14 protein-coding genes are annotated in these 15,209 nt (G+C 71.8%); 9 read left to right on the top strand and 5 right to left on the bottom strand.

The window, feature by feature from the left end; genetic code table 11:
- Positions 1 to 13: 13 nt before the first annotated feature.
- On the bottom strand, positions 14 to 466 hold the full coding sequence (locus ACZ4FH_RS29720; protein ID WP_467308747.1) for a winged helix-turn-helix transcriptional regulator: 453 nt from the start codon (positions 464 to 466) through the stop codon (positions 14 to 16).
- A gap of 112 nt (positions 467 to 578) precedes the next feature.
- Here ACZ4FH_RS29720 and ACZ4FH_RS29715 point away from each other — a divergent pair, with 112 nt between their 5' ends.
- Entirely contained in the window at positions 579 to 1,901 is a 1,323-nt protein-coding gene (locus tag ACZ4FH_RS29715; protein WP_467308746.1) for an MFS transporter, read from the top strand.
- 27 nt (positions 1,902 to 1,928) lie between these two features.
- Here the strand turns inward: ACZ4FH_RS29715 and ACZ4FH_RS29710 are convergent, their stop codons facing one another.
- Positions 1,929 to 3,011: a DUF5937 family protein gene (locus ACZ4FH_RS29710; RefSeq protein ID WP_467308745.1), complete on the bottom strand. Its 1,083-nt coding sequence runs from the start codon at positions 3,009 to 3,011 to the stop codon at positions 1,929 to 1,931.
- A 102-nt stretch (positions 3,012 to 3,113) separates the two neighbouring features.
- Between ACZ4FH_RS29710 and ACZ4FH_RS29705 the strand changes: the two genes are divergently transcribed.
- The 6 genes from ACZ4FH_RS29705 (at position 3,114) to ACZ4FH_RS29680 (ending at position 10,513) form a co-directional block, all read left to right on the top strand.
- Positions 3,114 to 4,364 carry an MFS transporter gene (locus ACZ4FH_RS29705; RefSeq protein WP_467308744.1) on the top strand — a complete coding sequence of 417 codons (1,251 nt, stop codon included), beginning with the start codon at positions 3,114 to 3,116 and terminating at the stop codon, positions 4,362 to 4,364.
- A 760-nt stretch (positions 4,365 to 5,124) separates the two neighbouring features.
- A complete protein-coding gene (locus tag ACZ4FH_RS29700) occupies positions 5,125 to 6,147 on the top strand; it encodes a bifunctional DNA primase/polymerase (protein ID WP_467308742.1) in 1,023 nt (340 codons plus the stop codon).
- A complete protein-coding gene (locus ACZ4FH_RS29695; RefSeq protein ID WP_467308741.1) occupies positions 6,144 to 7,682 on the top strand; it encodes a DNA primase family protein in 1,539 nt (512 codons plus the stop codon). Before ACZ4FH_RS29700 ends, ACZ4FH_RS29695 begins: the two co-directional genes overlap by 4 nt.
- A 123-nt stretch (positions 7,683 to 7,805) precedes the next feature.
- Positions 7,806 to 8,189, top strand: a complete 384-nt coding sequence (locus ACZ4FH_RS29690; RefSeq protein WP_385110537.1) for a DUF6009 family protein — start codon at positions 7,806 to 7,808, stop codon at positions 8,187 to 8,189.
- Between the two features lie 174 nt (positions 8,190 to 8,363).
- Positions 8,364 to 9,602, top strand: coding sequence for a ParA family protein (locus tag ACZ4FH_RS29685; RefSeq protein ID WP_467308739.1), 1,239 nt, complete (start codon positions 8,364 to 8,366; stop codon positions 9,600 to 9,602).
- Positions 9,599 to 10,513 (top strand): ParB/RepB/Spo0J family partition protein, encoded by a 915-nt coding sequence (locus ACZ4FH_RS29680; RefSeq protein ID WP_467308738.1) that lies wholly within the window; start codon positions 9,599 to 9,601, stop codon positions 10,511 to 10,513. The genes ACZ4FH_RS29685 and ACZ4FH_RS29680 overlap by 4 nt, the downstream gene beginning before the upstream one ends.
- A gap of 84 nt (positions 10,514 to 10,597) precedes the next feature.
- On the opposite strand, the gene ACZ4FH_RS29675 is transcribed toward ACZ4FH_RS29680, so the two are convergent.
- Both ACZ4FH_RS29675 and ACZ4FH_RS29670 read right to left on the bottom strand, forming a co-directional pair.
- Entirely contained in the window at positions 10,598 to 11,359 is a 762-nt protein-coding gene (locus ACZ4FH_RS29675) for an alpha/beta fold hydrolase (RefSeq protein WP_467308737.1), read from the bottom strand.
- A gap of 259 nt (positions 11,360 to 11,618) precedes the next feature.
- The gene (locus ACZ4FH_RS29670; RefSeq protein ID WP_467308736.1) at positions 11,619 to 11,912 is read right to left on the bottom strand and encodes a DUF1330 domain-containing protein; all 294 of its coding nucleotides are present in this window, start codon (positions 11,910 to 11,912) and stop codon (positions 11,619 to 11,621) included.
- A gap of 269 nt (positions 11,913 to 12,181) precedes the next feature.
- Here ACZ4FH_RS29670 and ACZ4FH_RS29665 point away from each other — a divergent pair, with 269 nt between their 5' ends.
- Both ACZ4FH_RS29665 and ACZ4FH_RS29660 read left to right on the top strand, forming a co-directional pair.
- Positions 12,182 to 12,481: a hypothetical protein gene (locus ACZ4FH_RS29665; RefSeq protein ID WP_467308734.1), complete on the top strand. Its 300-nt coding sequence runs from the start codon at positions 12,182 to 12,184 to the stop codon at positions 12,479 to 12,481.
- A gap of 257 nt (positions 12,482 to 12,738) precedes the next feature.
- Positions 12,739 to 14,319 carry an MFS transporter gene (locus ACZ4FH_RS29660; protein WP_467308733.1) on the top strand — a complete coding sequence of 527 codons (1,581 nt, stop codon included), beginning with the start codon at positions 12,739 to 12,741 and terminating at the stop codon, positions 14,317 to 14,319.
- 71 nt (positions 14,320 to 14,390) lie between these two features.
- On the opposite strand, the gene ACZ4FH_RS29655 is transcribed toward ACZ4FH_RS29660, so the two are convergent.
- The gene (locus ACZ4FH_RS29655; RefSeq protein WP_467308732.1) at positions 14,391 to 15,164 is read right to left on the bottom strand and encodes a dienelactone hydrolase family protein; all 774 of its coding nucleotides are present in this window, start codon (positions 15,162 to 15,164) and stop codon (positions 14,391 to 14,393) included.
- Positions 15,165 to 15,209: the final 45 nt, after the last annotated feature.

Below are 15,209 nucleotides of genomic sequence, written 5' to 3'. Positions count from 1 at the left end.
GACCCCGGCCCTGTCACGGCGCGGACACCTTCTCGACGACCGTCTCGTCCGGGCCGACGGGACGGCCCTCGGAGTCCAGGACCTCCAGGGGGCGCAGGGGCCTGCCGAGGCGGCGGTCGAGCAGTCGCGAATGGGGCTCCTCGGGCGCGAAGAAGTTCCCCTCGCCCCACTGCCGCAGCGCCACGATGACGGGGAACAGGGCGCGGCCCTTCGGGGTGAGCACGTACGCGCGATAGGCGCTGCCGTCCTCGGCGGGCACCGATTCCAGGATCCCGCCGGCCACCAGGGAACGCAGCCTGGCCGTGAGGATGTTCTTGGCCACGCCGAGGCTGCGCTGGAAGTCCCCGAAGCGCCTGCTGCCGTCGAAGGCGTCGCGGACGATGAGCAGGGACCACCAGTCACCGATCGCGTCCACCGACCGCGCGACAGGGCATTCGCTGTCGTCGAGACGCGTCCTGGTCACCATGGTTCCTCCCGCACATCCCCGCACCCATTCTGGTTGCAACATGCTACCAACACGGCTACCGTCCTGCCATCAGGAGTAGTAGCAAGATGCAACCAGAAGGAGTGGGGTGCCGATGTCCTGTCAGAACGGGACCACGGACCGCCGATCCGGGAACGGAACCACGCACGAGGGCGACGACGGCGACGGCGCGAGCGGGAGCGGGAGCAGACAGGGGTACGGATCGGGGTTCGTCCTCACCCGCAAGGTCACGGTGCTGTTCGCCGTCGCTTCCGGGGCGGCCGTGGCCAACGTCTACTTCTCGCAGCCGCTCCTGGTCACCATGGGCCACGACCTCTCCATGAGCCCGGGACTGGTCGGCAGCGTCGTGACCCTCACCCAGATCGGGTACGGGCTCGGGCTCTTCCTCCTCGTCCCGCTCGGCGACACCGCCGACCGCAGGAAACTCGTCGTCGCCCAACTGCTGCTCCTCACGGGCGCGCTGATCGCGGTGGCCGCCGCGGGGACGGCAGCGGTCCTGCTGGCCGCCATGGCCGCGACGGGGCTGTTCGCGGTCGTCACGCAATCGCTGGTCGCGTTCGCCGCCTCACTGGCCCGCCCCGGGGACCGCGGACGCGTCGTCGGACTGGTCACCAGCGGCATCGTCACCGGCATCCTGCTCGCCCGCACCGTCTCCGGTCTCCTGGCCGATCTCGCCGACTGGCGCTCCGTCTACCTCGCCTCGGCCCTGCTGACCGCGCTGCTCGCCCTGGTGCTGCACCGCGTCCTGCCCCCGCACACCACGGACCGGCCCGCCGCCCTGCGCTACGGGCAGCTCCTGCGCTCCACCGTCACCCTCTTCGCCCGTGAACGGCTGCTGCGTCTGCGGGCGCTGTTCGGCCTGCTCGTCTTCGCCGCCTTCAGCACCTTGTGGAGTAGCGTCGCCCTGCCTCTGAGCCGGCCCCCGTACTCCTTGTCCCACACGGCCATCGGCGCCCTCGGGCTGATCGGCGTGGCGGGCGCGCTGGCCGCCTCGGTGGCGGGACGGCTCAACGACCGCGGACACTCATCGCGGACCACCGGCACGGCCCTCGCGCTGCTCACCGCCTCCTGGCTGCCGCTGTCCCTCACCCCGGGCTCGCTCTGGGCCCTGGCCGCCGGAGTGGTCCTGCTCGACCTCGCCGTACAGGCCGTCCACGTCACCAACCAGACCGTCATCTACCAGGTGCACCCCGACGCGGGCAGCCGCCTCATCGGCGGCTACATGATCTTCTACTCCGCGGGCAGCGCCCTCGGCGCCCTGGCCTCGACCTCGCTCTACGCCGCCGCCGGCTGGGGCGCCGTCTGCGTCCTGGGGGCCGCGTTCAGCGGCCTGGGCCTCCTGTTGTGGGCCGTTACGCGCACCCGGGTCCCGGAGGCGCGGCCCGCCGGGCTCCGCGCCTCGCACCCGAAGCCCTGAGAGCAGGCGGCCCGCCCGCGCCCCAGCTCAGCGCAGCACCGCCGCCAGCAGATCCGTACCCAGCGCCGACAGGTCGGACAGGTTCAGGGAGTAGCGCACATAGCGGCCGCGCCGCTGCGCCGTCAGCAGACCCGCCCGGCGCAGAACGGCGAGGTGCCGGGAAACCTCCGGCGGTGAGAGCTCCCAGAAATGGGCCAGTTCACCGTTGGTGTGCGGGCCCCGGGCGAGCGTGCGCAGCAGCCGCAGCCGCACCGGATGGGCCAGCGCCTCCAGCCGCAGGGTGACGGTCTCCAGGGACACCGGACCGGCCGGGGCCTCCGCCACCGGGTACTGCAGCACCGGATGCCACCCCGGCGTGTGCACGGCCACCAGATGGGGGCGGCCGAAGACGCTGGGTATGAACGTGACCGCCGCACCGCGGGCCGCGGTCGCCTTGTCCTGGACCTTGTCCACCACGATGTGGTCGCCGTCCGGTGCCAGGGCGACCGCTCCGGAGACCGAGGCCAGCGCCGCTGCCGGACCCTGCCGCCTCAGCAGTTCGTTCTTCAGGCGCAGATCGGCCGCGATCCGTTGCGCCACGCCCGCCCACGCCTCGTCGAAGAACGCCTCCCCGCACGCCTCAAGGGTCTCCCGGACCCTGGCCCGGACCGCCGCCGGATCGGTGAGCAGCCGTTCCGCGAACGCCTCCTGGAGACCGCCGCGGGCCTGGGCCACCTCCAGGGCCTTCTGACGCGCCGCCGCGTCGGTCAGGGGCGAGGATCCTGTGAAGTGGACCCGGTTGCTGCCGCACGTGGTGACGAGGGCTGCCCTCACGTACGTCTCGTCGTCGAGCCGGTCCACCTCGTCCAGTTCCTCGGCGAGCGTCCTCCGGGGCCGCGCGGGGATCAGGAAGTCGGCCTGCGAGGACCGCCACAGGAACTCCGCCTCCCGCAGCCGCTCGGCCAGTTCCGGGCGCAGCCCGGCCCAGGTGTCCGCCGCCCATCGCGCGTAGTGCGGGTGGTGGACCGGCTCGGCCAGCACATGGAGCATCGCGGTCAGTTCGGCCAGCGGGGACGCGGCGAACCGCACACGCTCGGACGGCAGACCGCTGATGTCGATCCTCAGCGTCATCCCCCCATCATCACGACCCGGGGGACCGGTGTGCGGCGTCGGTTGACGCACATAGTCAACCGACGCCGCCGGACGTCCGCCCCGGGCGCACCGTCTGACTCCATGACGTCCACCACCGCCGTTTTCCGGCCACGCTCGCTCGTCCGCGCCTCGGGAGGCCCCCGCTATGCCGTCGCCCTGGCCGTCGACGCCCTCGGGAGCGGTCTGCTGCGGCCCTTCCTGCTGCTGTACGGCATCACCGTGCTGGACCTGTCCGCGCCGGTCACCGGGCTCGCCATGACCGCGGGCATCGTCGCCGGACTGGCCTGCATGCCCGCCGTCGGCCGCTGGCTGGACCGCGGTGCCCGCAGTTCGGTGGTGGCCGCCTCGATGCTCGTACGGGTGCTCGGCGCCGTCCTGCTGCTGGCCGCGCCCTCCGGCCAGGTCTGGTTCTTCGCGGTTGCCGCGCTGTTCCTCGGCATCGGCAACCAGGCCTGGCCGGCCGCCCACGCCGCGCTCGTCGCCACCCTCGCCCACGGCCGGGAACGCGACAACGCCCTCGCGGCCGGACGGGCCCTGCGCAACGCGGCCCTGGGGGTCGGGGCGCTCCTGGCCACCGTCTGCCTGGCGGGCGGGGCCACCGCACTGCGGGCCATGGCGGGCGCCACCGCGCTCGCCTACCTCGCTGCGGCCGCGCTCGCCCGGTCGGTCCGTGTGCGGGCCCGCCCGGCGGGTGTTGCCCAGGCGGAGGTGGCCGGGGCAACACCTCCGCCCCGGATGGGCGCCCTGCTCGCCGCCAACGTGATGTACGTGTTCTGCCTCAACGTGCCCGAGATCGCCCTCCCTCTCGTCCTGGTGACCCAGTTGCACGCCTCCTCGGCCTGGCCCGCCGCCGTGTTCGTGGCCAACACGGTGCTCGTCGTCACGCTCCAGGTACCGCTCACCGTCCTGATGGGCCGCTTCCCCCGCCGGACCGTGCTGGCCTTCTCCGGCACGGTGCTGACGGTCTCGTACCTGGGCTTCCTCGTCGCGGCCTCGCTCGGCTCCGGCTGGGCCGTCCCCGCCGTCGCGGCGGTGTCCGTGGTCTGCACGCTCGGCGAGATCCTGTACGCGGGGAGCGCGACCGCCCTCGTGACCGTTCTCGCCCCCGAGCGGATCCTGGGCCGCGCGCTCGCCCGTTTCCAGCTGTCCACGGGGTTCGGCCTCGCCGTGTCACCGGCCGTCATCACCGCACTCGCACCCCGGGGTCCGGCGGTCCTATGGGGCGCCCTCGCAACCGGAACGCTCCTCTCCGCGACCGCCGTGGCCCGGGAGAAGGACCCGGTCGCGGCATCCGCTCATCATCGAACACCTGAAGAGGGATCGAACATGTAACCGTGCCGACTCATCCACCGGGCACCCTCGGGGTGGCGCCCCACCGGAGGGACTGAAGAACGGGGACCGAAGGCGGCGTTTCGGTCCCTCTTCAGTCCCTCCGACAAAACCGCAGGTCAGAGAGGTGCACTGGTCAAGAGGGAGGGTCCGAAGGGACTGAAGGGACTCAACTTCCCTGTTCTAGCGATTACGGGTGCGTGTGTATGCGTACGCGCGTGACAAACCCCCCTTATACGTATGTATTTACCCCTCGTTTCTCTGAGCCGTTCATAACTACGGACTCTCAGTCCCTTCAGTCCCTCGGTTTTGGGGCCAAAACGCTCTGAGCTGGGCTTTTACCGGAGGGACCGAAGAGGGACCGAAACGGTCCAGTCCCTCCGTTCTCCGTTCAGTCCCTCCCGTCGGTCCCCCCGGCCGCCGGATTCGGCGCGTGTCGCCGACACGCCCGGCCCGGATCCCCCTTGAGAGTGATGCGGGTGCCGCCGCGTTCGCGTAGCACTGGGTACGGGAGGGACTGAAGGGACTCGCGGAGGAAACACTCCCTCCCTCCCGGAGACTGCTGTTGTAGGCTCTGACCCGATTGGAAAACTCAGTCCCTTCAGTCCCTCTGCCCGGCAGCCGAACTGCCGTGACCTGCGCCTTTCTTCCAGAGACTGGCAGGGACCGAACAACCTGTTGGCCCTCGGCAAGGACGATCAGCGTGCCGCGTCAAAGCGAGACCAGTGGCCCGCGTGCAGCGGGAGCCACGAGTCCCTTCGACATGGCCCGTTGGTGCGCGGGCAACGGCTGGCCCGTCCACCCGCTGGCCGCCGGGCGCAAGACGCCCGCGGGCAACTGCCCGGCCTGCCGCCAGGAACCGCACCGCCCGCAGGACTGCCCGTGCCTCCCGGCCGGCCGGTGGTGCCACGGCTTCCACGCGGCGACCACCGACCCGGAACGGCTGGCGGCCTGGTGGGGGGTCAATCCCGCGCTGGGCGTCGGGGTCTCGTGCGGCCCGGCCGGTCTCGTGGTCCTGGACGTCGATGCCCACAGCGCCGAAGTGCCGCACCGCGACCGGCTGCTGCCGGGCATTCCCATCCACGACAGCGTCGACCTGGCCGGGCTGGCCTCCGGCTTCGACACCCTGGCCCTCCTCGCGGCGCTGCGCGGGCGGCCGAGTCCGGCGGACGACGCGTCGACCCTGCGGGTCCGTACGCCCTCCGGAGGCCTCCACGTCTGGTACCGCACGGACCCCGGCGGGCCGGGCTACCGGTCGTCGGTCGGCTCCAGCCCGAAGGTCGCCCTCGCCTGGCAGGTCGACGTCCGCGCGGCCGGCGGCTACATCGTCACCCCGGCGACCCGCACACCGGCGGGTACGTACACCCCGGTCGGCCCGGCCCGCTTCCCGGCCCCGCTGCCCGACTGGCTGGCCGCCGAACTCCGGCGCACCGGCCATACGCCCCGTCAGAGCCCGTCCCAGCTCCCCGCACCCCGCTCCCGACCCCAGACCGCCTCCAAGGGCTCCCAGCGCGCCCAGAGGCTGCTGGAGCCCCTTCTCGGGGCGGTCGCGGGCTGCGCGTCGGCAGCCGAGGGGACGGCGTTCACGGAGAAGCTGAACCGGGCCGCGTACACCGCGGGAGGGCTGGTCGCCTCCGGGCACCTCTCCGATTCCGAGGCGCGGGCCCTGCTCGCCGCTGCCGCCGACGCCGCGCGCCCGCACCGCAGCCGGCACAGCCTGACCGTCATCGCCTCCGCCCTGTCCGCCGGGGCAGCCCGCCCGTTCCCTCTCGAAGGACGCCCATGAGCAGCGCCGAGAGCAGCCCGCGCTTCGACGCCACGGCCGCCGCGCAGCAGATGCTCGCCCTCGAAGCGGAGGGGGGCCTGCCCGGTCTGCCCGCGCAGCAGAACGCCTCCGTGGTCAACGAGCCCGCCCCGGTGTCCGGGCGGCTGCCCGCGCTTCTCACCGACCGGGGCAACGCCAAGCTGTTCGCGGTCATGTTCGGCGACCAGTTCCGCCACGTCGAGGGGCTGGGCTGGTACCACTGGGACCAGTACCGCTGGAAGCGCACCGGCGGCGAGAAGGCCGCGGTCTGGGCGGCGGGCGACCTGGCCGAGCAGATGCCCGCGACCGACCCCAGCGGCCAGTACAGCGACCGCGAACTCGCCGCCCACCGGCGCCGTTCCATGTCGACGCCCGGCATCAAGGCCATGCTCACCCAGGCCAAGGCCTCCCCCGCGCTCGCCCTCGACCCCGATGTCCTGGACGGCGACCCGTACGCGCTGTGCACCCCGGCCGGGGTCGTCGATCTGCACACCGGCCGGCTCCACAAGCCCGACCCCGAGGGCGACATGCACTCCCGGGCCACCAGCGTGGCTCCCGAGGCGACGCCCACCCCGCGCTGGCACCGCTTCCTCCACGACACCTTCGGCGACGACGCCAAGGGCGAGGAGACCATCCACTTCCTGCACCTGCTGCTCGGCTACTCCGTCACCGGGGACGTGGGAGCCCAGGTGCTGCCCTTCCTGTACGGGACCGGTGCCAACGGCAAGTCCGTGCTGCTGGACGTGATGACGCAGATCCTCGGCGACTACGCGCAGGCGGCGCCGCCCGGCTTCCTGATGGAGAAGGGCAAGTTCTCCGAGCACTCCACCGAGCTGACGGAACTGCACGGGCGGCGCATCGTCGTCTGTTCGGAGCTGAAGCCGAACGACAAGTTCGACGAGTCGCGGGTGAAGCTGCTGACCGGCGGCGACCGGATCATGGCCCGCCGGATGCGGCAGGACTTCTTCAGCTTCAACCCCACGCACAAGCTGTGGCTGCTGGGCAACCACCGCCCCGAGGTCGGCACCGGCGGCCACGCCTTCTGGCGCCGCATCCGGCTCATCCCCTTCGAGCGCGTCGTCCCCGCCGCACGCAAGATCGACAACCTCGCCAAGGAGCTGGTGCAGAGCGAGGGGTCCGGCATTCTCCAGTGGCTCATCGAGGGCGCCCAGCTCTATCTGGCCACCCGCGACCCGCTCGACGGACCCGCCACCGTCCGGACGGCCACGGCGGCCTACGCCACGACCGAGGACCACATCGGCCGGTTCCTCACGGAGTGCTGCACCACGGCCGCCCCGGACCTGAGGGTGGAGCAGGGCCTGTTGTACGCGGCGTACTGCGGCTGGTGCAGTGCCGGTGAGGGCATCCGGCCCGCGACGGCCCGTGCGTTCGCGACCCGGGTCCGCCAGGAGCTGTCCCTCGCCTCGCCCGCCGACATGATGAAGTCCAGCGGCAAGAAGTACTACCCCGGCCTCGGGCTCCTCGCCGACGAGGACTCCAGGACCGGCCATGTCTGACCCATGCACCCGGCGGGCACCCGCCGGCCCGGCCTACCATGGACACGGTGCCCCCACCCGGGAACGTGCTCACACCCACCCCGGCCCTCTCCCGGCCGGCCGAACGACAAAGGGGCTGCAGCCATGAGCTCGCTGCTGAACGAGAGCGACCTCCACCACGAGAGCGCCGTGGTCTGGCTGGAGAACCCCGACAACCTCGACTACGTGCGCCAGGCCCTCGACAAGACGACCCGCCGTCGCGGCAAGCCCCGTTACGAGCGGGACGGGCGCATGGTCGGCTACACCGAGCTGGAAGCCCACACCGAGGCCGACCCCGACAGCGGACTCCATCTGCGCCGGGTCTTCTTCCTGCTCCCCCACGACCGCGACGCCGACCCCGACGGCCCGTACCACGAGGGTGCCCCCGGCGAGGCGGTCGACCCGAGCACCATCGAGCCCAAGCGGGTCGGGGACAAGACCCCCCGCTCCCAGCGCGGCCTGGCCGCGACGGCGGACGCCGCCAACTGAGGGGCGCCGGGGAGCGCAACGGCTGAGGGCGGGCTATTACGACGTAATAGCCCGCCCTCAGCCGTTGCGTCGTTCCGTCACCGGGTCCGCCGCCGAGGCCCTGGCCGATTGAGGACTGTCACAACTAACGCCTCGATGGATTGACATGCGTGGAGAGTTAGTAAGCTGACTCCCATGACTCCGTCCTCCCCCGGCGACCGCGAGAAGGTCGTCTCCAAGCTGCCCCCCGTGCTGCAGCAGGATCTGAAGGTCCGGGCCGCCCAGTACGACATCGACATCCAGCACGCCGTCGAGGCCGGCATCAAGGCCTGGCGGCGGCTCGGTTCGAACCTGTCCCCCATCGACACGGCCGGGGCCAAGTCCTTCGCCACGTTCCTCCCTGACGGGCAGTGGGACGCGTTCCGCGCGGACTGCGCCGCGCGCGGGGTGTCGCTCATCCAGGGGCTCGCCCAGTCCGTCGTCATGTGGCTGGAGACCAACCCGGCGCCCACCACGGTCCGTCCCGAGCACCCCAAGCGCATCATCACCTGCAACCAGAAGGGCGGGGTCGGCAAGACCGCGATCGCCGCCGGGACCGGCGAAGCGCTGGCCGAGGACGCCGACGCGCTGCACCCGGTCCGCATCTCCAAGCACTTCGCGGCCGCGCTCTCCGGGGACGACGAGCCCTCCTCCCCCGACCACGAGGACCTTCCCGGACTCGGCATGCGGGTCCTCCTCGTCGACTTCGACCCGCAGAGCCACCTCACCAAGCAGCTCGGCCACCAGCCGCTGCCCCTGGAGGGTGACAGCCTCACCAAGCACATGGCCGGCGAGGCGATGGGCCGCCTCGCCGACCTCGTCGTACGGATCGAGGACCCCCGGTTCGGCGACCGCCTCCATCTGCTGCCCGCCTGTACCGACGCCTTCCTCCTCGATGTGAAGCTGTCGGGCGTCCGGGCCCGCGAAGCCGCACTGGAGCGGGCGCTGTCCGCGATCGAGGGCGACTACGACGCCGTCATCATCGACTGCCCGCCCAGCCTCGGGCTCAGCATGGACGCCGCCGCGTACTACGGCCGCCGGCGCCAGGGCGAGGCGCCGGGCAACTCGGGCGTCCTCGTCGTCGTCCAGGCCGAGGACAGCTCCGCCGACGCCTACGGGCTCCTCACCTCGCAGATCGAGGACCTCCGTACCGACATGCACCTCGAACTCGACTACCTCGGCATCGTCGTCAACCACTACGACGCCCGCCGCGGCTACATCGCCACCTCCTCGCTCAGCTCGTGGATGGACATCAAGGACCCCCGGGTCGTCGGGGTCATCGGAGACCTCAAGGAACAGAAGGAGGCCGTACGCGTGAAGCAGCCCCTGCTCGCCTACTCGCCCCGCTGCGACCAGGCCGTCGGCCTGCGCGCCCTCGCCCGGGAGATCTCATGAGCAAGGCATCCCGGCTCGGCGCCGGGGCCTCCTTCGGCCAGACCCGGTCCATCAGCGCCCGCCGCGCCGCCATCAACGAGGTCACCGCCGCCCCGACGGAGGGCGCCCCGCCCCCGGTCGACCTGCCCCTCGACGTCATCAGCCTGAACCCCGACAACCCGCGCTCCGACCTCGGCGACCTGACCGACCTCGGCAACAGCCTGCGCGACCACGGGCAGAAGACCGCCATCAGCATCATGGGCCGGTTCGCCTACCTCGAAGGCAACCCCGGACGCGAGGACGATCTGGAGCAGGGCACCCGGTACGTCGTCATCGACGGCAACTCCCGCCTCGCCGCGGCCCGTGACGCCGGCCTCACCCGGATCAAGGTGATGCTCGACGACAGCCTGGGCGGCAACGCCGACGAGATCCTGGAGTCGGCGCTCGTCGCCAACATCCACCGCCAGGAGCTCAACCACCTCGACGAGGCCAGGGCCCTCGAACAACTGCTGAGCATCCACGGCACCCAGGAGGCCCTGGCGGCCCGGCTCCACCGCTCCCAGGGCTGGGTATCCCAGCGCCTCGCGCTGCTGACCCTGACGCCCGCCCTCAAGGAGAAGCTCCAGTCGGGCGAGGAGTCCGCCGCCAATCTGCGCCTGGTCGGCAAGAAGAAGCCCGAGGAGCAGGAGGCCCATCTCCAGCGTCTGAAGGCCGCCCGCGCCAGGAAGACCGGCGCCGCCCGGGAACCGCGCCCCGCCGCCGCGTCCGCCCCTCTGCCCTCGGCCGATCCGCACGTCCTGACCGCGCTCATCATCGCCCAGCTCGACGTACCGGCCCGGCGCAAGCTCACCGAACTGCTCGTCGACTACAAGATCGAGGAGTCGAAGCGGATGAGGGCCGAACAGGCGGAGGGAGCGGTGTCCGGGGCGTAGCGCGGTCCCGCCGTATTACGCCGTAATACGGCGGGACCGCCCCGGGCGATGCCGTCGAGGGCCCTGGGCCGAAGGCCGGGAGCGCTACGGCGCGGACGGGCCGGCCGGCCTCAGATGCCGGGTGAAGAACTGGGCCGCCGCCTCCCCGGCGTGCTGCGGGACTCCGGTGTGGCCGCCCATGTTGGCGTTCAGGGACTTCTCCTCGGAGCCGAAGGCGTCGAACAGGTCCAGGGACGCCTGACGGTCGTTGCCCTCGTCGTCCCACTGGAGCAGGACGTGCAGCGGAATGGTGACTCTCCGGGCCTCGTCGAACATGACGCGGGGCACCAGGCTTCCCGCGAACAGTCCGGCGGCGACGATGCGCGGTTCGACCACCGCCAGGCGGATGCCGATGGAGATCACCCCGCCCGAGTAGGCGACCGGACCGCCGATCTCGGGCAGTGCCAGGCAGGCGTCCAGCGCGGACCGCCACTCCGGGACGGCCTGGTCGACCAGGGGAAGGATGAGCGCGTCGATCATCCCGTCGCTGACCGGCTCCCCGGCCTGCATGGCCCGGCGCAGGTCGGCACGGGCCGCGTCGAGCGCGGGCAGGGCGGGCCGGACGCCGCACCCGGGGAGTTCGATGGTGGCCGTGGCGAAGCCCTGCGCCGCGGAGTACCGGGCGCGGTCGAGCAGCCGGGGATACATCCGGCCGAGGCCGAGCGTCGGGTGGCCGAGGAGGATCAGGGGTACCGGGTCGGAAGCGGACGCGGCTTCGGGCGTCCAGAGGATGCCGGGGATGTCGCCGAGGAGGAATTCCCGTTCGAGGACACCGTCGTCGAGACGCTGCTCGGAAGTGAAACGCATGGTCGTGCCTTTCGGGAGTGCACTGGAACGGCGCTCCCGGACGACCTGTTCTATCGTCCGACCGTGACCCCGGAGGGGAGCACCCATGTCAATACTGTGTTCACGGGTACCACCTCCTCGTTGTCTCGCACGGCCTCCGGGAATGTAGCAGGGGACGGCCCCGGCCCGCCAAACCGTGCCGTCCCGGCCGTCGCGCCGTACGCCTGCGCCGCCCCCCCCGTAACCCCGTAACCGCCGTGGCCTCCGGCCGGGACGTCGGTCAGCCGATGCCTTCGACGATGCGGAAGTCGCGCTCGACACCGTCGGAGAGGGCGGCCAGCGCCTCCTGGTAGGCCGCGCTCTCGCGCGCCGCGACGGCCTGCTCGAAGCTGTCGAACTCGACCAGGACGGTGCGTTCGGCGATCCCGGCGTCATGCGCCTGGACCGGACCGCCCCGGACGAGGGTCCGGCCGCCCGCGGCTTCGACGGCCAGGCGGGCCAGCTTGTTGTAGGCGGCCAGTTTCTCGGGGTCGGCGATGGTGCGGTAGACGCTGACCCAGTAGCCCTTGGGCATGGAACCTCCAGTGGAACGCGGGCGGCCGACCGGCGCCGCGGTGCTCTGCGGGTGCCGCCGTCGCGTTCGTTTCGGAATCGGAATCGCCGGATGGACGCTAGTGCTTCGCCTATCGAAACACCATCGCCCTCGGCCGACGGCTGCGCGCCGCCCCGGCCGGGAACGGCACCCCGTGACGCCCTCCGCGGGGGCGCGTCCGTGGAGGCGGTGCGTAGTGTGTCGCGGGCCGAGGGGCGTCGATCCCGGGGGGACCAGTGGGCCGCAGCAGCATGCCGATCGAGAACAACACGGACACCGTGCTCTGCCTCTTCCTCGAACCGTACTGCGAGGACTTCTGGATGAAACCGGGCGAGAAGCTCACCGTCCGTTCCGAGGCACCGGGTGTCGACGTCTGGTTCGACACCTACATCTCCAAGGGCTGCATCACCGTCTGGCTGTACGAGGACGGCGACGGATACAAGATCGTCGGCGATTACGTGGTTGTCGACGCGAACGGCATCCGGCTGGACTCCGGATACCAGCGGCCCGACGGCCAGCGCTGGTCGGCTGCCGGCCCGATCATCGACTGACGCGCCACCGCCTCCCCGGCGCGTGCCCCCGGTCCGGTTTCGTCCGCCCGGTCGCACATGTCCGTGAGGCATGAATTCCTCTGGGATGCAAATACTCCGGAGGGCACATGAATACGCGGAATGCAAATAGCGCGCAGGGCATGAATTATCTTCGCCCGCAACGTTTCTGACGAGAAATTAAATCCTTGACGGCGCCGCCGGAATTTGTTTATGGTCCAGCCGTTCACGTTTTCGTCGATCGGAATGCGAAGGTATTCATGACGGAGTCCCCGGCATTGCCCACGTCCCGGCAGCGGCTGATCCTCGCCGTGCTGATGGTGTGTTCGTTGTTGATCTGGCTGGACAACACGGTTCTGAGTACGACGCTGGAGACGCTGGCCGACCCCGGGCGCGGGCTGGGGGCGGACCCCGGTCAGCTGCAGTGGGCGACCGGTGCGTACACGCTGGCGTTCGCGACGCTGATGTTCACCGCGGGCGCGCTGGGCGACCGGTTCGGGCACCGGACCGTGTTCGCCGCCGGGCTGCTGGTGTTCGCCGGGTCCTCGTGGTGGGCGGCGTACGCGGGCGACGCGGGGCAGCTGATCGCGGCGCGGGCGGTGATGGGCGTGGGCAGTGCGCTGATCACGCCGGCCACGATGGCTCTGCTCATGTGGACGTTCACCGGACCGGCGCGCGCCGCGGCGATCGGGATCTTCTCGACGTCGGCGGGTGTCGGAATGGCGGTCGGTCCCGTGCTGGCCGGATTCCTGCTCGATCGTTTCTGGTGGGGTTCGGTCTTCCTGATCAATGTTCCGGTCGCGGTGGTGGCGCTGGTCGGACTCCTCGTACTGGTGCCGAATTTCCGCAGCCCGACCCGGCGGCCGCTGGATCCGGCGGGAATGCTGCTGTCGGCCGCCGGACTCGTGGCCCTGGCCTACGGGCTGATCCGGGCGGGGCAGGTGTCCGCGTGGACGCGTACCGACGTCTGGGTGCCGGTCGTCGCCGGTCTGGTGCTGCTGGCCGTGTTCGTGGTCGTCGAACTCCGGGTCAGGGCTCCCGGCTTCGATCCGCGCCTGCTCGCCCGACGCGTGTTCGGGGGCGGGAACGCGGCGCTGGGACTGCTGCTCTTCGCGGTGGCCGCCGTCACCTTCTACAACGCCTTCTATCTCCAGGGGGCGCTCGGGTTCTCGCCGATGAAGGCGGGACTGGCCAACGCCCCGACCGCGGCCGGTGCGCTCGTCGGAGCGCCCCTCGCCACACGTCTGGTGCGCCGCTTCTCCCTGCGTCCCGTCGTGGTTCCGGCCATGGCCGCGGCCGCGCTGAGCATGGGCGGATACGCGTTCCTGGGGCTTGAGACGCCCCTCGTGGCGATCGAGGTCCTGCTCCTGGTCCAGGGGTTCGCGGTCGGCATCGTGATCGGCCCCGTCACGGCCGCGCTGGTCGGCAACCTGCCGCTGGAACAGGCCGGTTCGGGTTCGGCCGTCACCAACACCGTGCGGCAGACCGGCAGCGTGATCGGCCTCGCGGTGGGCGGCACCGTCATGTCCCTCGCCTACCGGCAGGCCGTCGAGCCCTCACTGACGGGCGTGCCCGGCCCAGTACGGGAGCAGGCCCTGGTCTCCGCCGAACAGGCCCGCCACGTCGCCGCCTCCGCCCACCGGCCCGCACTGGCCCAGGTCGCCGACCACGCGTTCATCCACGCCATGCACGTCGGAGCCGTCTGGATCGCGGGCATCGCCCTGCTCGGAGCGGCCGTACTGCTGGTGGCGCTGCCCTCCGCCGGAGCCCGCGGGGCAGGCGACGGGAAGAAGCGGAGCGTGCCGCGGACGGACCGTGAGGCGGCCCCCAGTTCCGTGTGAGTCCGGTGCGGACAGCGGCCGGGAGGCGTCGATCGCGTCCGATGCCTCCCGGCCCGCTGGAGGCTCCTGGGTCATGCCCCGGAGACCTCCGACACGGCCTCGGGCACGGGCTCCGGCACGGGCTCCGGCACAGGCAGGCACTCGGCGAGCAGGTCGAGGATGTCGCGCCAGGCGCGCCGCGCGTGCCGTGCGTGGTAGCCGACGCCGGGAACGGTGGGGTGGTCGACCGTCGGGTGGTGGAAGGCGTGCAGGGCGCCGCCGTAGACCGTGAGCCGCCAGTCGACGTCCGCGGCCCGCATCTCGGCGGTGAACGCCTCCCGCTGCGCGGGCGGCATGATCGGGTCCTCCGACCCGACCCCGGCCCACACCGGGCAGCGGATGCGCGCCGCCTCCCCCGGCCGGCCCGTCGTCAGGGCGTTGACCGTCCCGATCGCCCGCAGGGCGGCGCCGTCCCGCCCGAGTTCCAGTCCGACGGCGCCCCCGGTGCCGTATCCGACGACGGCGATCCGGTCGGGGTCGGTCCGCGGTTCGGCCCGCACCGCGTCGAGCGCCGCGCGGCCGATGTCCCGCATCCGGTCCGGATCGGCGAGCAGCGGCAGGCAGCGGGCCAGCATCTCCTCGGGGTCAGCCAGATAGCGCCCGCCGTGGAGGTCGAAGGCCAGCGCCACATAGCCCAGTTCGGCAAGCGCGTCGGCCCTGCGGCGCTCCACGTCGCTGAGCCCCATGCCCTCCGGCCCGATCAGCACCGCGGGCCGGCGGCCGGTGCCGGCCGGGAGCGCGAGGTGCCCGGTCATCGTCAGCCCGTCGGCCCGGTACGTCACCGTGCGCGTCGTCATCGTCGCCATGCACCCGACCGTAGTGACCGTCGAGCCCGGTCCGGCCGGTGTTCC

This window comes from Streptomyces sp. NPDC024555 (assembly GCF_055559335.1).
The sequence above is the reverse complement of the archived record's forward strand: the minus strand, read 5'-3'. Positions and strand labels throughout refer to the sequence as shown.